Raw genomic sequence first — 19,225 nt, forward strand, 5'->3', positions numbered from 1 at the left:
TCAACTCCTTGCACCGACTGCTTTGAGAGCATTGAGGTAGTCTCCCGTGCATGTGCCAGGGTTGCGCACGAAAGCGCGATCAGGACTATCCCAATAGAACTGCACCATTTCTGCACACGCATAGGCGTCTTCTTCATGTAACTGGCTCCGATAGCCGGATTCGAATTCCACCATCTTCGTCGCTGTTTCGGGCGACACCATGAGCAACTTGCAAACTTCAGCCTGAGCAACCGACACATCGGGTTTCACATAGGCTCCACCCGCCGCGCGTTCCATATACGAAATCATCCAGTAGTAATGGAAAACAAGCATGCGATGCAACCCAGCCATTACGGCGCTATCGTCTGGGATGCGAATTTTGCTCGCTACACTGATAATTTTCTCAGGAGTATTATCCCCATACACTTTCGACGCCTGAGAGAACATCTTGTAGTCGGCGCTATGCTGTTGGAGAAGCGCCATCATCCATAACGTTTGCTGACAATGCCGCGCCTCGTGATAAAGCGTATCGGCCAATGCCTTCAACCGGCCGTCAAGTGCATCTGGACTACTCGCAACGTCGATAATCTTCGTAATTTCACTCTCGTGAACGGCCATGATCCAACCGCGCATGAAGAACGAAGCACTGACATCAGCCCGCATGTTGTATTTCAATTGGCCTTTTTCACTATCCACAATGTCAATGGTCGGCGTGGCGCCATTTGCCTGAACCGGGTCGTTGGCATAACCCTTGGGCAAACCGAATGGCCCCGTGCCGAGTGCATCAGCAAGGAGATTCCCAACAGCCTTTGCGAACAGTGACTTCAGTTCAGTCGGTACTGGGCCGGCCGCGGACTTGAACGCGCTCCACTGAATCCCCCGTAGGGCATTCTTGGTCGCGGCCGTATAGGCCTTGGTGACCGGATACTCGACATCACGACGCAAGGGCCTATCGGCCTGTACGTCGGCCTGTTTTGCCCCATTGATAAAGTGATAGAAGCGCAACCCGAAGTTGAGCGGATCACATGAGACGAACGTAGGCGGCTGACCTTCAGTGGTGGCGTCTTGCTCCGGCGTGCTAGCCGTCTTGCTGCTGATCTTCGCTGTTCGTTTGTCGGCGTTCGGCGCGGTGGCGGTGAAGGGTGTCGTACTGTCACGCACAACCGCCATCTGATTGACCGCAATCACCTTGTCCGGCTCACTTGCGGCCAGGATCTCGACCGTCCCGAACGCAATCTCGTGACCGGTCACCAACGCCGTTTCGCCGGCGGCATTGCTCACACCCTCGATCACGCGCCCGTCATCGAGCGTGATTCGATACGGCTGCTTCGGCAACGCGAAGCCGCTATCGTGTTCCATGAGCACAAAGTGCGAGGCAAACCGCCCGGGATTGTCGGGCGTCACCGGAATCCGCACTGGTCTCGGCGCGGGATCAACAGTCTGGTGGCTGCCCGCGTGGATCGTGTGCTCGCCAGCCGTGTGCACCGTATAGCCCCGATCGCTGATCCGCATCTGGGTGCTGCCGGCATGCAGCAGGATTTCCTTCGCCGCGTAGAGATGGATACTGTCGGTCGTGCTCTCGATCTTGATCGACTGCTTGGCTTTCACGTCGATGCCGTCGGTCTGCGCCTCGATGCGCACCCTGCCGGCGGCCGCCACCAGCGCCATCCCCGCCTTGTGCACGAACAGCGAGAACGCATTCGACACGCTCGCGAACAGCGAATGACCCACCGCGAGCCCGACGTGCCGGCCGCTCGTCACCGCAACGTCCTCGTTGCTCGCCACATGCGCGCTGCGCTCGGCCGCCACGCTGAAGCCCGCCGCGCTCGCCAGCACCAGGTCCGGCTCCTTCAGCTCCGGGAAGTCGTTCTCGCCCGCCGGCGCATCGCCGCGGATCGCGTCATTACGCGCCTTGAGCACCTTCGCGACCTCGCTCTGGTCGGCGTCCCGCTGCTGCGCCTCATGCTGCTGCGCCAGCCCCGACAGGCTCTCCTGCAGTTCCCGCGCGCGCGTCAACCGGCCGACCGCCGCCTTCGCCTCCTTCGCCTGGCCCGCGCCGTTCGGCTGGCCGTCGGTCGCGAGGAACAGCCCCCTCAATGCGCGCACCACGCCCCAGTCGTCGGTGCGCAGGTCGAAACCCTTGCCGCGCGCATCCGCCCGGCCCGTCTTCTTCACGATCCGCCGGACGTTCCCCAGCGCCAGCACCGAACTGCCCGCGTCGCTCGCGATCTGCGTCTGGATCTGCCCCTGCGTATCGTCGATCGCCACGTGGCCGGACGCCGTGCCCTGGAACTCGCGGCCCCGCAGCACCGCCACCGCCTGGTTCGCCGGCAGGTCCAGCGTCGGCTGGCGGAACTCGTTCACCGGGCTGCCCGTGATCACCGGCAGGTCCGGGTCGCCGTAGTAGTGCATCACCGCCACTTCATGGCCGATGCGCGGCAGGAACGTCGCACCCATGTCGGCGCCCTGCCACGGCGACACGACACGCAGCCAGATCCCCGAATGCTCGTCGAGCTTGCCCTGCCGGTCCCACTGGAACTGGACCTTCACCCGGCCAAAGCGGTCGGTCCACACTTCCTGTCCGGCCGGCCCCACCACGATCGCCTTCTCCGGGCCGCTCAACACCGGCTTGGGCACGCTGCGCTCGAGCCGGAACGGCTCGTTCGCCGGCAGCAGCTCGAACTGCGATTCGCACCGGTACGCGAGTCCAGCGCCCGTGCGGTCGCCGACCTCCTCGATGTCGAGTGTCGACGACAGCACCACGTACTCGCGGTTCGCCGCCTGCTGCGGGTAGCCGGTCAGCGCGAACGTACGGCCGACCGTCAGCCCGCGCAGGTTGCCGCGGCCGTGCGCGCGCAGGCCGGCGCTGCGCCGTGCCTCCAGTTGCACGCGCGCCAGATGCCGCGATTCCTGCTCCGTGTCGTTCGGCTGGCCTGCGACGCCTTGCGCGCCCGCCAGCGGCTGGCTGTAGTCGCCCCAGTCGTAGACCGCGCCGTCCGCGCTCGCCGTCTTGCGCGGGTTCTCCTCGGTGACCGTCAGGTTCGCGCGCGGCCGCGTGTAGTCGTAGTCGACCACGGTCACGCTGCCCGACGTCAGCCGGCTCGTCACCGACAGCGCGTGGATGTGTTCCTCGTCGATGCGCTTGCCGTCCGGCGACAGGTAGCGCACCGTCTCGTACGCGGCGCCGTGCGGATGGTGGCCGCCCACCGTGTCGCACAGCACCAGGCGCTGATGGCCGCCTTCATGCTCGAACCACCACCAGATGCCCCATTCCTCCCACAGCCGTTGCAGGAACGCCCAGTCGGTCTCGAACGCCTGGCGCTGCACGTCGCGCTTCGGGTAGATGCCGCGGAACGCGCCGGCCAGACGCTTGTCGACCGGGTACGGATACTTCGTGAGCACGGCGTCGGTGATCTCGACGACGCTCATGTCCTGGAAGATCCGGCAGTCCTGCGTGAGCGTCGCACGGTACAGCCACGGGCGCAGCTCGAGCTCGTACAGGATCGAGTGGCGATCCTCGCCGGCGACGCGCGCCGCAGTGACGAGCCCCGTGATCTCGCGCGTGCCCGCGCCGATGTTGCCGAGCCCCGCGTTGCCGGCGAGGCCAGGCACGAATTGCCCCTTGCCTTCGAGCTGGATCGAGACGGTCACCTCGGTGCCGACGAGCTTGTCCAGATCGAGGTTGGCGGTCACGCTCGGCGAGAACGCGAACGCGTCGTCGGTGCGCAGCGTGACGAGGTAGCGGCAGGCCTCGAGGCGGCCCACCGCCTCGCTGCCCTGCAGCCGCACCGGCGCGAACACCGGCAGCCCACCGGTCGAATAGGTCGGTAGTGCTGCGCCCGAGATCGACAGCGTGCGCGTTTGGGTGGAACTCAGCATGATCAAATTCCGTTGTCGTTCGCTTGCATCTCGTCGACGCACGGCTGCTTGTGTTCCCCCCGCGCCGAAGTCGCTTCTACACGTCGAATGGTGATGGATTCCAACAGTGGTGGTGATGATCCATCAACAGGATTCAAGTAGGAGAATTGAACATCGACGGGAAACTTGCTGCTGGGAAGCTCCTTCGACCGATAGGCAAAACGCTGCACGTTCGGCGCTTCCGGTCTGCGATATCCATTCTCGTTCTCACGGACCCGATGTCCATGCGAATCGACCCAATAGTCTTCGAGTTGAAGAGTGGACTTGATCTCCGCTCCTGGTATTCCAGCTATCCGCGGACTGAGGAAGATTGAAACGCTCTCCGGAACGGTTACGATTTCATCACGATCGACTCCGGAATCGCGCGCGGAGTACCGCTCTTCAAGCGTCACGAGCGACGAGTGCAGCAAGCGATTTTCGTAGTAATAGCTCATACCCGCTTTAGCGTGTCTCCATATCTGCACGCTCCTGCCGAAATCAACGTTGCTCGGATCATACGATTGACCATCGCGCAAGATGCCGATTGCTGTCCTCATGATGTCCCGGACCATGGCGCGTTGATCTTCAGCAAGAGGCTTATCAATCTCAAAATCATCATCAACCGGCGCCGAGTAGACCAACATAGATTGCTGGGCATGAGTCAACGTCGCGCACAAAATTGCTATCAGAGTTACCACGATAGCTTTCTGTCGTTTCCACATTTGCTTGCGCATCTTTTCCATGAGGTTGGCTCAGTTGCCCTTCTTTGACCGGAGCTCCGGTCGTCGCACGATTCCGGACTGGTACAACTCGATGAAATGTTCAACTCGCGCCATTGCGGAGAACCTATCGATTCGGCCCGCACATGCCGGCACTAGAGTCAGCATGTTCTGTTACCTCAATCACGAACCGATCACGGTCGCACCGCAACCCGTCTTGTCACCGACGTAGCCGACGAGGCGACCCCGATGCGTACGAGGCCCGGTGGCGAGCAGCGGAAAAATGCCGCCGCACTTCGGACACATCACCCCGTGCTGGTCGAGCGCGACCGGGATACCCAAGTGCTTCACCTCGTCAGTCGCCTCGACGACCTTGCCACCGTGATCGGTGGTGTCGCCCAAGCGCACCATGTTTCGGCCTTGTGCATCCTGCATATCCAGCTCCGGTTCGTAAATGGGTGATTCGGTAAAAGGCATCAATTCGACACGGTCACTTCGACACGACGATTTCTCGACCGCCCTTCCTTCGACGCGTTATTGGCCAGCGGATCGGCATCGCTCTGTCCCACCACGCTAATGCGTTCCGTCGGCACGCCGGCCGCGGCGAAAATCTGCGCGACCTGCTCGGCACGGGCTTTGGACAGCGCGTGATTCGAACCCTGATGAGCGGCACTCGCCGGCAGGTTGTCGGTGTATCCCGTGACGAGGACGCGCGGGGTAGCCGGCGAGCTCGCGATGGCCCGTCCGACCGATGCCATCACGGACGCCCACCATGGGGCCACGGTCACGTCGCCCGGTGCATACATTCCGTTGAATCGGAGCGTCACCGTGTCGGCCGCCTTATCCCTGATCAGCTCCACATTGCCCGCGGCGATTTCGTCGCGCAGCTGCTCGCCCAACACCGCCCCCAATCGATCGATCGGTGTCGCTGCCTGAGCGGACTGATCCGCGTGGCGCGATTCCCTGACCGCGAGGTACCCACCCGCCCCCACCAGCAACGCCGCCACGACACCGGCGACAATCCACCAGCGTGACCGACGCGCGCGAGCCGGACGTATCCACGGATCGACCATGCGCCCTCGCGAAACGGCCGCCCCGCCGACACGAACGGATGGGACGAGACGATTGGCCGTGACGTCGTCCGCAACAACGGCTTCCGCGCCCTGTTCTCCTGCCATCACTACGCCGTGCAAGCGCTCGCGGATGTTCATCAGTCGTCGCGGACCATCGTGCTCGAAACGGTATCGCCCGCGAAAGCCAAGATCGAGCACGTTCTGAAACAGCTCGAGCAGGTCGAGATGTCCGCCCGGCGCGCCAAGTACCTCGTCGATCATGTGGAAGACGCGATCGCCGCCCTGTCGATCGTGGCCCATCGCCGCGGCAAGACTGCTGGCCTGCCACTCGCTGCCGGTACCCTCGCCCTTTCCCCAACGGGTTTGCATCGCGGCCTCATCAAGCGCAGCGCTCAGGCAATAGCTCGCCCGCACGACATGATCCGACGGCAGTTGCAGTTCACGACAAACCCGCAGAAACATCCGCAGTTCCTGCTCGAGCCATTTGCGCCGCTGCAAAACGGCGTCCGGTTCCAGTGTGGCGGGCGTATCCGCGAGCGCGAGAAGCAAGACTCGCGCGGACTCAAGCAACGGATTTACCGATTGCACCGCCGCCTTGAGTCGCACGCTAAGCGGCGGCGACGCCAGTACTCCGGCGTAGTTTCGCGAGTCGACTGTCGAAATCGTCACCGTGCGTGCCCCTCGCCGTTATTGGGTGACATTGGCCGGGCCCGCCGATGTCGTACCGCGCGGCAGCCCAGGGGGTGGGCCACTATCCGACAGGTTGAATACCGGCATCGAACTCGGACAGCGGAAGGTCCTCAGCACATCGCTTGTCAACGGATTCGCCACGCTTCCGGTGCTCGCCACGTCGAGCACCGCCTTGCGCCCATCGAAATCGAAGGCGACGCGGGTACGGCCGGGCGTGGCGGTTTCCACCACCTGCCCCTTCTGGAGCAAACGCATCAGCGCCCATGGACCATCAGCCGCGAGCGTCGACGTGTCGGGACGGATGCGAGGATTGGCGGTGATCTCCGTATGGACACCGCCGCGTGGCCCGGGCCACGTCACCGCAAACGGCGCAACCGGCCCGTGTTGATAGAGCGAGGTCTGCCCGTCGATGTCGAGCGACAGGCTGGTGATCGTCGGATCCAGTTCCGGAATCCGGATATCGGCCTTCCACGTGAGCTGCTTGCGACCCGGATCGATAAAGAACACGTCGCGGATTGCCTTCGCATGTTCGAACGGCTCCAGATCAGGTCCCTGAACGGGTTCCGTCGCACCCGCGAGCGTCTTGTAGCGCCACGGTTTCGCCGACGTATCGACAAACGGCGCCAGTGTCTTCCCAAAGAAGTCGTCGATCACGCCCCCCTGCGCGAATACACGGGTGAAGTCGTCGATGCTGACGTCGCGCTTGCTGTCCGGCGAAAACGGATAGTTGCCTTCGATGGCAAGCCGGCAGGTGTCGCCGACGACCGCCTGCATCTGGCGCGACAGCAACTGGCCGATCCCCTGATTGACCTCGTGCGAGCCGTCCGCGGCGAGCTGCAGCAGCACTGCCCGGAACGGCGCCGGCATCGTGTTGGCGGTCATCTTGAGCTTCGCAGCCGTGTCGCTCGCCGGCGGCATGCTGTTGTTCGACAACGCGTTGTCGGAGACCGTGAGCGCCGTGTAGTAGTCGTTCAACAGGTTCGTCACGCCGTCGAAACCCGTCTTCCCGGCCTGGGCCGCCGCGGCTTGGGCGCCGGCCTGCGAATCAGCATTGCCAGTCACAACCTCGCGCAGCGCGGCGAAATGGCTGTCGACGAGTTCGCGTTCGACACGCTCTGACGCGCGGATGCCGAGCGCCTTGTCCGCCTTCTGGTTGAGCTGATCGGCCGCCTTCTGCAGGAATGATCCGTCCGACCCGGTCACCGGCGCCGTGAGCGTCGTCTCATGTACGGCCGCGCGAGCGAGTCGGCCGAGCGGCGAGTCGGGTGCGGCGAAGCTGCGCAACACCTGAAGATTGAATGCAAGGCTTGTGCCGCTCACCGTCCGAATATCGTTGAGGAACGCATCCCATTGCTGCGCGTACTCCATCAGATACTCGCGACGGACTGCGTCCGTCAGAGCATCGTCCGCGCCGGTTACGGTGCTCACAATCTCAGCCGTTTTTTTTTGAGCCTCGCCCAGGTACGAGCGGCCCATCACCCATGCATCGTCGTCGCGTGCGATCTGGACGAACTCGGCAAGCCGCTTGTCGAACAGGTTCCGATAGCCATCGAATGAGAAGAGACCCGGCACGCCGCGCGAAAGCGGTTGGCCGCTCGCCCGGGTGAACACGGTGCCGGCCTGCGGCCCAACCGCGCGCAGCAGCGTGAACTCGTCCGGCGCCTCTTTCAGCATCGCGGCCTTCGCGCGCTGGTACAGGCGATCGGTCGCATTGCTGCCGTCGAGAAACGCCCGTGCCTGCTGGATCAGCGCATCGTTGCGGATAAGCGGCGATTTCACGACGCGCTCCCCCGAAAAGAGCTGCTGAACGTGATCAATCATCGACGCACGACCGCCAAAAACCGCCGCGCTGTCGTTTTTCGCCCAGTCATCGAGCACCCATGTTTTCACGTCGCCGGCATTGAATTTCGCCTTGTCGTAAAGCATCAGGTAGACACGCAGCGCATCGTAAGCGGCCTTCGGATCCTTGTTGGCAATCGCCCCGGACATCACGCTTTCCATCCGGCGCACAATCTGCGGCACCAGCAGGTTGTCCTCCAGCGCATCGTAGGTGCGACCGCTCTCCGTCACGATGTCCGGTGGCGTATAGAGGCCGTAACGCCACGCACCACCGGGATCGGACAGGTCCAGATTCGGAAAGGTCGGCAAATAGCGCGCTTCGGTCAGCGTGTCGGGCACGGCCTCCGGCTGGGGTTCCTTGTACAGCTGGGTCACGCGGGCCGCCAAAGCCTGGACCTTCCGGCCGATGACGTCGAGGTAGTCGCTGTTGTTGCCGAAGCTCACGCGCAATCCGAGTGCGAGCCAGACGAACAGCAGCAAGGCGAGCGCGTGGCCAATCAGGCGCAGCAGTCGGTAGCGGTATTCCCACCGCAAATTGGGACTGACGAGATGCGCTTCCGGGAACACAACACGGGTCAGGACGTCGTGTAGGAAAAAGCTCCGGTTACCCTCATGCCCACCGGCCGCGCCTGCTTGCCCTTGCTTCGGTGCGAGGCGCTGCACGACCGTGTCGCGTTCGGCGACAACCGAGTGTCCGCCTTGCTGCGCGCTGGTGAAATAGACGCCGCGCAGCGTCGAATGCAGTTGGGTGTCGTCATAACGGGAATCGAGAAACACGCGATCGATCAGGTCGACGAGCGGTCCGACCAGCGCGGAGAACTCCTCCGGCAACGCCGCGAGTTGCCGGCGCTTGTGCGTCTCATCCTCATCCTGCAGGCGCGTGTGAATCATGCCGGACAGCCGGCCCGCCATCTGCATCAGCTCATCATGGCAGCGCGCACGCAAGCCCTCCTTCGCGACCGTTTCCTTGCCGTATGGCAACGTAAAACCCCACGCTTGCGCGCGGCTCTCGGCCGTCAGGCCGCTGAAATACTCAGCAAACCCCGTCAGACGATCCATTTTCGTGACGAGCACGTAGACCGGGAAGCGGATGCCAAGCTCACTGCGCAGTTCGCCCAGTCGCGCACGCAGCGCCGACGCCTCGGCGAGGCGCTTCTGCTCGTCGGCGCCGACCAGCGAGTCAAGATCGACAGCCAGCAGCGCGCCGTTGATCGGGGCTCGCGGCCGGTGGCGGCGCAGCATGCCGAGGAAACCCAGCCATTCCGCGCGATCAAGCGCTTCCCGTTGCTCCGGCGAGTCAGCACGAATCGGAACGATATTGGCACTCGACTTTGCGACGGTCACCGCCTGGGTATCGCCTGATGCGTCGGGCTTCTTGTCCTCGCCGTCTTTGCCTGCATTATCCTCACCCAATGCGGCCGCTATCGGCCGGTCCGATGACGGGGCCAGCCCCTCCCCGTCCTTCACCATCGAGGTGCCGTGGCGGGTGTAATAGCCAGCCGTGTCGATCAGCACCGCGTCGTTGGTCAGCCACCAGTCCACAGCTGCGGCATCACCCGCGGACGTCCCGGCCGCTCGCTGCATCTGCTCGGCAATGGGGAACGCAAGCCCACCGTTGAGCAGGGCGCTCGTCTTCCCCGTCCCTCGCGAGCCAAGCGTGATGTACCAGGGCAGTTCGTACAGGTAGCGCTTGCCCTGAAACAGCTTGCCCGGTCCCCGCGCACCCGTGCGCATCGACTTCAGTCGCGCCAGTGCGCTCGTGACGATTGCTTCGACCTTTTTCAGGCGCGGTGCAGCGGGCGATTCCTCCGTCTTGCCGCCGAAACGCAGTACTTTCTTCAGGAACGCCTCGTCCTCGCGCATCTTCTGCCAGAGCCGGAACATCCAGAGCAGCGCGAATACCACCACTACCAGCGCGATCGCACCGAGTCGGGCCGAAACGGGCTCGAACGGCGACGCATGGCCGAACGACAGCAAGGGCGCCGCATACCAGATCAGCAGACACAACAGCGCGACGAACACGATGCTCGTCGACCAGCCACCGAGCCAGAGCAACACGCCCACGAGAAGCAGCGCAATCAGCAGTACGCGCATGCCGGCACCGGCCAGCGGCTTGAGGCCACCGAATGCGAAGAACGGTCCGACGAACCAGATCACCAGCGCGACTACGATCAGCGCGAGGAACGCGAGAAACTGGCGCGAGGCGAGAAATGACAAAAACTTCTTCATGGTCTATTCCGAAAGCGGATCTGGCCTATTGCGCGACAACGATCTCGACGCGCCGGTTTTGCGCGCGGCCCTGGGCGGTGCGGTTATCGCCAATCGGATCGGCGTCGCCCTTGCCAACCGCTTCGAGACGGTTGGCCGGCACACCCGCGGCCTGCAGCATCTGCAAGAGCTGGGTCGCCCGTTCCTCCGACAGCGCTTCGTTCGACGGAAACTGGCGACTGCGGATCGGCAGGTTGTCCGTGTAGCCAAGGACCGTGACCTTGCCCGGCACCTTCACGATCTCGCCCGCGATTTTCGCGACGAGCGGCGCCATCGCACTCTTGATCGTGACGCCGCCAGGCGGGAACATCGCATCGCCCCGGAACGTCACCGCGCTGTGACGCGCATCCTCGTCGACGCTGACGGTGCCTGCCGCGATTTCGTCCTTGAGCAGCTGCTTCAGATGCAACTGCGGCGGTGCCGGTGGGGGTGTCATCCGGCCGATATCAGCGATCTGCTTCTCCACGACCGCACTGCGGCTCATCAGTTCGTATTTGAACCAGCCGAAGAGACCGAGGAGAATCACCGACAACAACGTGACGGTGATCCAGACCGGAAAATCATAGAAAGACACCCGCTTGCCTTTCACGTCCGACTGCCAGTGCGGCGACAGCGCCGTGGGTGCGATCCCGCGCTGCGAGGTGATCTCGTTGTAAAGCCGCTGACGAATCGCATCGTGCTTGCGCTTGCCGTTCGCCTCGTGTCGATAGCGCCCTTCGAAGCCCAGGCTGAGAATCTCGTAGATGACTTCCAGCAGGTCCAGATGCTCGCGTGGTTCGGCAAGGAGTCTGCCAATCAGCAGATAGACCTTCTCGCCACCCTGACGGTCTTCATGGAACGTGGTGGCAAGACCGTTGCTGATCCATTCGATCCCGGACGATCCCCCTTTCCCCCATGCGGTCTGCGTCGCCGCCTCATCGAGTGCCGTACACAGGCAATAGCGCGCGCCAATCGTGTGGTCGCGCCGAATGTTCGCCTGCTCGCACAGTTTCTGGAACGTACGCACCTCTTGTTCGAGAAGGTCTCGAAGCGCGAAGGTCTCCTCCGGGGCGAGGCGGTCCGGCATGTCCGCGAGCGCACGCAGGAGCGGTCGTGCCGCTTCCCGCAACGGATTGGACGCCTGCTCGACCGCGATGAGCCGCTCCCGAAAAGGAACAACGGTCCCGCCGGATGAAGCAGATTGCGGGAGAACGGAGGCAGACGTTGCTCGTTCCTCGGACACACCGGTGCCGGTATATGAATTGCTCATGGCGAGACGTAGCGGATCGCGGTTTGTGAATACATGGTTGCCGTTGCGTGCTTACGCGCGTACGCCCCACAGTTCCAGTTTGATCGACGGGAAATCGCCCGCCACGTGCAGCGCGAGACCGCCGTGGCGCACGACTTCGTCCCAGAGCGGTCCACCCTGGGTCAACTCGTAATAGATATAGCCCGCGTTGAACGGAATCTGCCGCGGTGGCACCGGCAGCGCCTGCAGCCCGATGCCCGGCAGGTGGCTGCGCACGAGGCTCGGCAGCTTGTCGGATGGGCCGGCTTTCGCCTGCGCGAGGAATTGCTGCTGCAGTACGTCCGGCGGCATGGCCGCATGCACGGCCAGCACGACGGCGGTAAATCCCTGCATATCGACCGGATCGACCACCGCGTTGCGCATGCCGTGGCCGCGGTCTTCGAGCGCGATGCTTTGTGCGCTGCGCACCAGTACGGCGTTGAGCAGTCGGTGCGTGTCGTCGACAACTGGCTTCAGACACAGGTGCGGCGTCGTGTGCTGATAAGGCGGATGCGTGTCGAGCGGCCGGCGTGTATCCGTGCGCAGATGGGTCGACAGCTCACCTGCCATGCTGATCAACAACGCGTACACATCGGCGGGCGACGTCGTGGGCACCCGCAGCATGTGCTGCAGCAACGGCTCATACCGGTTCAGGATCTGCAGCAGGAGGTAGTCGGTGACTGTCGCCGCGCTCGCCGTCGTGTCGTCGGTGCCCGCCAGCCGCTGCGCGAGCGCGTTCGCGCGCAGGCGTGCGAGATCGTGAATCTTCGTGACCCAGCTCATCAGCAGGTCGCTTGCGCCATAGCCCGACACGGGGGGCACCAGCGTGTCGTCGAGCTCGATGCTGCCGTCTGCCCGGATGGTCTTCACGCGCGTGAGCGCAAGGCCGATCCATGCGTCGCCAAGCTCCTTTTCGGGCATCAGGCGCAAGCGCAAGTTCGACAGCTGCACAGGTTCGGGCGCGAGGCCGATCGAATTCGTGTCACGCAACTCGGTATCGAACACGAGGTAGCGCGCCAGCGAATCCGGCGTGTTCTCGAACGTCGTCTCTTCGCAGTTCGGCAGTCGGACTGGCACCGCCAGATAGATCACCTGATCGAGGTGTTCCGGGCGGATCGTCAGCGGCGGCGGCAACGGCGCGTTGCCCGGTGCATCGAACGGCGAGCCATCGGCAAACACGCCGGCGGCGGACTTGACGATCACCTTGCCCAGCGCCAACGACTCCAGATCGAGCGCGTAGTGCGCAAATCCGAAGAAGAACGGCGACAGCGGCGCCGCGCGCATGTGCGCGTACTTCTCGAAGTAGCGATCCTGTTGCTGGAACAGTTGCGGACGGAAAAACAGCCCTTCCTGCCAGGCGACCTTGGCGTACCAGCTCATGCGTAGCGTCCGTTTCGTTGAGCGACGTGATTCATTTTTTGGCTTCCTCGATCTTGACGGCCTTGGCCTCGAGATCGACAGTCAGTTTCAGCTTTGGCGCGGAGAAGCTGTACCACGCCTTGTCTAGCGTAGGCATCGTGTAGACGGCCCGCCAGACGGAATTCGGCAGGTCGCGATAGGCCGCGATCACGCCAATGGCGGTCGTGTCAGCACCGGGGCGCCGCACGATCGTCTGATGCTCGCCGGGACGCAACTGCAGCTCGTCGCGTTTGACGACATCGTCGGCCAGCACCGTCTTGTCCTGCGTCTGCAACGTAAAAAAATCTGCTGCCTTGAAGGCGTTGTCGTTCTTCAGCTCGTAGAGGCGTACGACGATCGGCGCTGCACGGCCGCGTTCGTCCGGGTTGACGTCGGCCTGGGCGTTGACGGTCAGTTCAAGCCGGATAGGCTCCTTGGGCTTCGGCTCGCCACTCGCACAGGCCGAGAGAATCACCACACAGGCGAGCGTGGCGGCAGTCAGGATCGAACGCATGCAGATTTCACCTTGGGATACGGGGGCGCTGCGCGTGCGGCAAAGCAATCGTGCCGACGCGCAGCGCAACGCCTGCTTACGCTTCCTTGTTGCCCTTGATGTCGAAGCTGGCCGTCACGGCACCGCCGCTGCCGCCCTGCGCGTTCTGCACGACGTATTCCTGTTTCACCTTCGCGAACGACAGCGATACCGTCTCGCGGCTCTTCTCCGCGTCGGTCTTGCTACCCGACGGCTTCACGCGCGTGACGATCACGTCGCTCATCGTGACCTTCAGGTACTCGAGCGGGTTGCCGCCGGCCTTGCGCATCACGAGCGTTGCCTGGTCGATATGCTTGCCCGTCAGCGCGTACTTCATCAGGTTCGGGCTCGCGCGATCGATGTTGTGTTCGAACGTCAGATCCTTCACCGTCGCCTTGCCGGCGCCACCGCCGCTGCCTGCGTGCATCGTCGATTCCTGCAGGATTTCCCAGTCCCAGCTCAGGACTTCGATTTCGTCCTTGTGCTTGTCATCGAGCGACTCGCCGTTGATGCCGTCGATCTTCAGGAAGATGTCTTGTGCCATGCCAATGCTCCTTCAGTGAATAAAAAAAGGCCGGACACCACGAGAGATGATGGTTTAACGCCCGGCCCAAGAGGGCCAACCTTCAGAATTAAGCCGCTTCCTTGATCGAAGGCAGCTTGGTGACGAGCCGCAGCGAAACCGTCAGCCCTTCGAGCTGGAAGTGCGGACGCAGGAAGAATTTCGCCTGGTAGTAGCCAGGGTTGCCCTCGACGTCTTCGACCAGCACTTCGGCCGCTGCAAGCGGACGCCGTGCCTTGGTGTCTTGCGACGAGTTGGCGGGATCGGCATCGACGTAGTGCATGACCCATTCGTTGAGCCAGCGCTGCATGTCCTCGCGTTCCTTGAACGCGCCGATCTTGTCGCGCACGATGCACTTCAGGTAGTGCGCGAAGCGCGAGCAGGCGAACAGGTACGGCAGACGTGCCGACAGGTTCGCGTTGGCGGTCGCATCCGCGTCGTGATACTCGGCCGGCTTTTGCAGCGACTGCGCACCGATGAAGGTTGCGTGGTCGGTGTTCTTGCGATGCACGAGCGGGATGAAGCCGTTTTTCGACAGTTCGGCCTCACGGCGGTCCGAGATCGCGATCTCGGTCGGGCACTTCATATCGACACCGCCGTCGTCGGTCGGGAACGTGTGACACGGCAGGTTCTCCACCGTGCCGCCGGACTCGACGCCGCGGATCAACGAGCACCAGCCATACTGCTTGAACGAACGGTTGATGTTGACGCCCATCGCATACGCGGCATTCGCCCAACCGTAGCGGCTATGGTTCGAGCCGTTCGTGTCTTCTTCGAAGTCGAACTCGTCGACCGGATTGGTCCTGGCGCCGTACGGCAGACGCGCGAGGAAGCGTGGCATCGCGAGACCGACGTAGCGCGCATCCTCGGTGTTGCGCAGCGAATTCCACGCGGCGTATTCGAGGTTCTGCGTGAAAATCTTCGTCAGATCGCGCGGGTTCGCCAGTTCCTGCCACGACTCCATCTGGAGCACCGACGGCGCCGCGCCCGTGATGAACGGCGTATGCGACGCCGCGGCGACCTTCGCGATCGAGCCCAGCAGGTCGACATCCGGCGGCGTATGGTCGAAATAGTAGTCGGCGACGAGACACCCGTACGGTTCGCCGCCAAGCTGGCCGTACTCCTGCTCGTAGATCTGCTTGAAGAGCGGGCTTTGATCCCACGCCAAGCCCTTGTACCGACGCATCGTGCGATGCAGTTCGGTCTTCGAGACATCCAGGACGCGAATCTTCAAGTGTTCATCCGTCTCGGTGTTCGAGACGAGATGGTTCAGGCCGCGCCATGCGGACTCCAGTGACTGGTAGTCCTCATGATGCAAAATCAGGTTGATCTGCTCGGAAAGCTTGTGATCGATCTGCGCGATGATGGCCGCAATGCTCTTGTATGCATCGTCACTGATCGTGATCGACTGGCTCAGTGCCTGTTCCGCGAGCGTCTGAACCGCAAATTCGACCGCTTCACGTGCTTGCTCGGTCTTCGGACGAAATTCCTTCTCGAGCAGTTGCGTGAAATCGGACTGGGTGGCCGTCTGCGCTTGGGCGGCCGATGATTGCTGTTTCGCCATGATGGTCTTCCTCAATCAGTTCGTCGGTCAGTTCGCTTCGCCCGGCTCGGCCGTGCCGCCATCGTGGCGCTCGGGCTTCGGTGCCGAGGCCAGCGATTTGAGCAGCGCCGGATCCTGCAGCAGCTGCGTGACGAGCGCTTCGGCACCCGACTTGCCATCCATGTACGTTTGCAGGTTGGCAAGTTGCGTGCGCGCTTCCAACAGCTGGCGCAGCGGCTCAACCTTGCGTGCAATGGCGGCCGGCGAAAAGTCCTCCATGCTCTCGAAGGTCATGTCGACCATCATCTGACCTTCGCCCGTCAGCGTGTTCGGCACAGCGAACGCGACGCGCGGCCGGATGGCCTTCATGCGCTCGTCGAAATTGTCAATATCGATTTCCAAGAATCGACGATCGGTCACCGCCGGCAGCGGTTCGACCGGATGCTTGCCCGACAGGTCGGCCAGCACGCCCATCACGAACGGCAGTTCAACCTTCTTCTCCGACCCGTAAACCTCGACGTCGTACTCGATTTGCACGCGCGGCGCACGATTGCGCGCGATGAATTTCTGCGAACTACTGGAAGCGGACATGGACAGGCTCTCCTGGACGGTGGGAAGTGGACTGGACGCTCAACCGAGCGACGCGTCCAAATGGATAGGCAGTGCGTCGAACGTCAGCGCGCGCAGCGGGGCGGCAGCGGAATCAGCAACGCCGATTGCAATGCGCGCGATCGGGGCCTTCGACGTGAAGGCGTCGAGCCAGACGGCGGACAGTCGCGGCAGGATGTGTTGCTCGATAAAGCCGATGAGCACGCGCGCGCCAGTCTCCTGAACGAGACAGCGGCCAACGATGTAGTCGACCACCGCGTCATCAAAGGTCAGCGCGATATCGTGGCTGTCGGCCATGCGCTTCACGACGCGGCCCAGATGCAAGCGGACGATGCGGGCGAGCCCATCGTCGGCCAGCGGCCGGTACGGCACCACCGCCACGCGACCGAGAAAGGCCGCCGGAAAGGCTTTGAGCAATTCGGGCGTCAGCGCGTCCCGCAACCCGTCCATGTCGGGCGCGAGCACCGGGTCGGCGCACAGGCTCGCGGTCAGGTCGGAGCCGACATTGCTGGTCAGCAGGATGGTCGTGTTGCGGAAATCGATGTGGCGGCCGTCGCCGTCTTCCATGTAGCCCTTGTCGAACACCTGGAAGAACATTTCGTGTACGTCGCGATGGGCCTTCTCGACCTCGTCGAGCAGGACAACCGAGTATGGACGGCGGCGCACAGCCTCGGTCAGTACCCCGCCCTCGCCGTAACCGACGTATCCCGGCGGAGCGCCCTTCAGTCCCGACACGGTGTGAGCTTCCTGATACTCGCTCATGTTGATCGTGATCAGGTTTTGCTCGCCACCGTACAGTGCCTCGGCGAGCGCCAGCGCCGTTTCGGTCTTGCCGACACCCGACGGTCCCGCGAGCAGGAACACGCCGAGCGGCTTCTTGGGATCGGTCAGGCCGGCCCGCGCGGTCTGCACACGCTCGCCTATTACGCGCAGCGCGTCGGTCTGGCCGATCACACGGGCTTCGAGCGTCTCAGGCAATCGGCGCACAGCCGCGACCTCGTCGGTCACCATGCGACCGACGGGAATCCCGGTCCAATCCGACACGATCTCGGCCACGATCGCCTCGTCGACCTCCGGGAACACGAGCGGCGCGTCGCCCTGCAGGTTGGCCAGCGCGCGCTCGAGATCGCGCAGCCTCGCAACGGTTTCCGGCTCTCCGGCAGCGTCCTCACGCGCGGCGAGTAACGCTTGCGCCGCTGCAGCCTGGTCGCGCCAGCGGGTTTCGACCGCCGCCTCTTCCGTCGCCAGCGTGTCGATGCGTGCGCGCACGCCGGCCAATGCTTTGTCCGCATCCAGTCCGATACGGGCCTCCTGCACGAGCAGCGCCTCTTCGGTACGTGCGGCAGCGAGCCGCTGACGCACATCGTCGAGCTCGCGCGGGGTCGCATGTTGCGACAGCGCCACCCGCGCGCAGGCGGTGTCGAGCAGGCTGATCGCCTTATCCGGCAACTGGTGCGCCGGAATGTAGCGATGCGACAGCGTCACCGCGCCGCGGATCGCCTCATCACGCACCACAACGCCGTGATGCGTCGAAAACGTTTGCACGAGCCCGCGGACCATATCGATGGCCGCGGCCTCGGACGGCTCCGCAACCTGCAGCACCTGAAAGCGCCGGGTCAAGGCAGGGTCTTTCTCGATATGCCGCTTGTATTCAGCCCACGTGGTCGCGCCAATCGTGCGAATCGTGCCGCGTGCCAGGGCCGGCTTCAGAAGGTTGGCAGCGTCGCCCGTACCGGCTTGCCCGCCCGCGCCAATCAGCGTGTGGATTTCGTCGATGAACAGGATCACGGGCACTGGCGACTTGGCGGCCGCTTCGAGCAGCCCCTTCAGACGGGCCTCGAATTCACCCTTCATGCTGGCGCCGGCGAGCAGCGCACCAACGTCGAGGCTCAGCAGGCGCACGTCAGCGAGGTTCGGTGGCACGTTGCCCGACGCGATCGCACGAGCGAGGCCTTCCACCACGGCCGTCTTGCCGACGCCGGCTTCACCGGTCAGCAGCGGATTGTTCTGCCGCCGGCGCAGCAGCACATCGATCATCGTGCGGATCTCAAGTTCGCGGCCGATGACCGGGTCGATTTCACCGGCTTGGGCGCGCGCGGTCAGATCCGTGCAGTACTGCTCAAGGGAGCCGCTCTTTTGCGCGCCCGGCATCGCACCAGACGCTTCACCCGGCGTGGCGAGTGACAACTCACTGTGGTCGTAAGGGCCGTCGGCCGCTTCCGGGGAGTCGGCGATCCAGGCTGGCAGAACATCACCGAGACCGTCGACCGGGATCTTGCCGAACGCGGGAGAGATGGAAAGCAGCACACGCCGCAGGTCGGGCGTGGACACGAGTGCCGCGATCAGCCACGCGCCGCGCACTCGGCGGTCATCGTATTCGAGGGTCGCGAGCACCCAGGCGCGCTCGATCGCCGATTCGATATGCCACGAAAAATCGCTGATCGAGCTTGCGCCGGCCGGCAATGAAGCCAGCGCCCGCGCGAAATCGCGCTCCACCGCATCCCGATCGATGCCCGCGTGGCGCACGATCCGTTGGAGGTCGCCGTCCGGCTGCTGCAGCAATTGATGCAGCCAGTGGACGAGCTCAACGAAAGGGTTTCCGCGCAGTTTGCAGAAGCTCGTTGCGGATTCGATGCCGCGGTAAAGCTGGACCCCGAGCTTACCGAATAGCGTTTGGCGTGAAATCGTCATGATGGTCTTTGTTGTTGGCTACGATGCCCCGAGCACCCCGTCAGACCTATCAGGACTACTACACAGCCACCTTACCTGATGGAACCGAAAACACTCGATAAATCGTACTCTCCCCGATACGAGTCAAACGGCCAAGTCGGATCGGTGCCGAATTATCA

The 19,225-nt window shown here is 63.3% G+C and carries 12 protein-coding genes; all 12 read right to left on the reverse strand.

The window, feature by feature from the left end; genetic code table 11:
- Positions 1-3,858: a type VI secretion system Vgr family protein gene (locus tag GD429_RS07005; RefSeq protein ID WP_152856280.1), complete on the reverse strand. Its 3,858-nt coding sequence runs from the start codon at positions 3,856-3,858 to the stop codon at positions 1-3.
- Between the two features lie 2 nt (positions 3,859-3,860).
- Complete coding sequence (locus GD429_RS07010; RefSeq protein WP_152856281.1) at positions 3,861-4,619, reverse strand: hypothetical protein; 759 nt, start codon at positions 4,617-4,619, stop codon at positions 3,861-3,863.
- 159 nt (positions 4,620-4,778) lie between these two features.
- Positions 4,779-5,072: a PAAR domain-containing protein gene (locus tag GD429_RS07015; protein ID WP_415748928.1), complete on the reverse strand. Its 294-nt coding sequence runs from the start codon at positions 5,070-5,072 to the stop codon at positions 4,779-4,781.
- Positions 5,072-6,337, reverse strand: coding sequence for a type IVB secretion system protein IcmH/DotU (icmH, locus tag GD429_RS07020; protein WP_321574445.1), 1,266 nt, complete (start codon positions 6,335-6,337; stop codon positions 5,072-5,074). Before icmH ends, GD429_RS07015 begins: the two co-directional genes overlap by 1 nt.
- An 18-nt stretch (positions 6,338-6,355) precedes the next feature.
- Entirely contained in the window at positions 6,356-10,426 is a 4,071-nt protein-coding gene (tssM, locus tag GD429_RS07025; RefSeq protein ID WP_152856282.1) for a type VI secretion system membrane subunit TssM, read from the reverse strand.
- A 25-nt stretch (positions 10,427-10,451) separates the two neighbouring features.
- The gene (tssL, locus tag GD429_RS07030; protein WP_152856283.1) at positions 10,452-11,714 is read right to left on the reverse strand and encodes a type VI secretion system protein TssL, long form; all 1,263 of its coding nucleotides are present in this window, start codon (positions 11,712-11,714) and stop codon (positions 10,452-10,454) included.
- Between the two features lie 51 nt (positions 11,715-11,765).
- Positions 11,766-13,112: a type VI secretion system baseplate subunit TssK gene (gene tssK, locus GD429_RS07035; RefSeq protein ID WP_152856284.1), complete on the reverse strand. Its 1,347-nt coding sequence runs from the start codon at positions 13,110-13,112 to the stop codon at positions 11,766-11,768.
- A 31-nt stretch (positions 13,113-13,143) separates the two neighbouring features.
- Complete coding sequence (gene tssJ, locus GD429_RS07040) at positions 13,144-13,644, reverse strand: type VI secretion system lipoprotein TssJ (RefSeq protein ID WP_152856285.1); 501 nt, start codon at positions 13,642-13,644, stop codon at positions 13,144-13,146.
- Positions 13,645-13,720: 76 nt separating this feature from the next.
- Positions 13,721-14,206, reverse strand: a complete 486-nt coding sequence (locus tag GD429_RS07045) for an Hcp family type VI secretion system effector (protein WP_152856286.1) — start codon at positions 14,204-14,206, stop codon at positions 13,721-13,723.
- A gap of 88 nt (positions 14,207-14,294) precedes the next feature.
- On the reverse strand, positions 14,295-15,788 hold the full coding sequence (gene tssC, locus GD429_RS07050; protein WP_152856287.1) for a type VI secretion system contractile sheath large subunit: 1,494 nt from the start codon (positions 15,786-15,788) through the stop codon (positions 14,295-14,297).
- Between the two features lie 27 nt (positions 15,789-15,815).
- A complete protein-coding gene (tssB, locus tag GD429_RS07055) occupies positions 15,816-16,358 on the reverse strand; it encodes a type VI secretion system contractile sheath small subunit (RefSeq protein ID WP_152856288.1) in 543 nt (180 codons plus the stop codon).
- Positions 16,359-16,397: 39 nt separating this feature from the next.
- On the reverse strand, positions 16,398-19,067 hold the full coding sequence (tssH, locus tag GD429_RS07060; protein WP_152856289.1) for a type VI secretion system ATPase TssH: 2,670 nt from the start codon (positions 19,065-19,067) through the stop codon (positions 16,398-16,400).
- Positions 19,068-19,225 lie beyond the last annotated feature (158 nt).

The organism is Burkholderia sp. BE17 (genome assembly GCF_009362305.1).
Lineage (GTDB): Bacteria > Pseudomonadota > Gammaproteobacteria > Burkholderiales > Burkholderiaceae > Burkholderia > Burkholderia pyrrocinia_C.

Coding starts and splice junctions, on each gene's coding strand:
- GD429_RS07005 (WP_152856280.1), bottom strand. CDS start 3,858: ATGCTGAGTTCCACCCAAACGCGCACGCTGTCGATCTCGGGCGCAGCA.
- GD429_RS07010 (WP_152856281.1), bottom strand. CDS start 4,619: ATGGAAAAGATGCGCAAGCAAATGTGGAAACGACAGAAAGCTATCGTG.
- GD429_RS07015 (WP_415748928.1), bottom strand. CDS start 5,072: ATGCCTTTTACCGAATCACCCATTTACGAACCGGAGCTGGATATGCAG.
- tssM (WP_152856282.1), bottom strand. CDS start 10,426: ATGAAGAAGTTTTTGTCATTTCTCGCCTCGCGCCAGTTTCTCGCGTTC.
- tssL (WP_152856283.1), bottom strand. CDS start 11,714: ATGAGCAATTCATATACCGGCACCGGTGTGTCCGAGGAACGAGCAACG.
- tssK (WP_152856284.1), bottom strand. CDS start 13,112: ATGAGCTGGTACGCCAAGGTCGCCTGGCAGGAAGGGCTGTTTTTCCGT.
- tssJ (WP_152856285.1), bottom strand. CDS start 13,644: ATGCGTTCGATCCTGACTGCCGCCACGCTCGCCTGTGTGGTGATTCTC.
- GD429_RS07045 (WP_152856286.1), bottom strand. CDS start 14,206: ATGGCACAAGACATCTTCCTGAAGATCGACGGCATCAACGGCGAGTCG.
- tssC (WP_152856287.1), bottom strand. CDS start 15,788: ATGGCGAAACAGCAATCATCGGCCGCCCAAGCGCAGACGGCCACCCAG.
- tssB (WP_152856288.1), bottom strand. CDS start 16,358: ATGTCCGCTTCCAGTAGTTCGCAGAAATTCATCGCGCGCAATCGTGCG.
- tssH (WP_152856289.1), bottom strand. CDS start 19,067: ATGACGATTTCACGCCAAACGCTATTCGGTAAGCTCGGGGTCCAGCTT.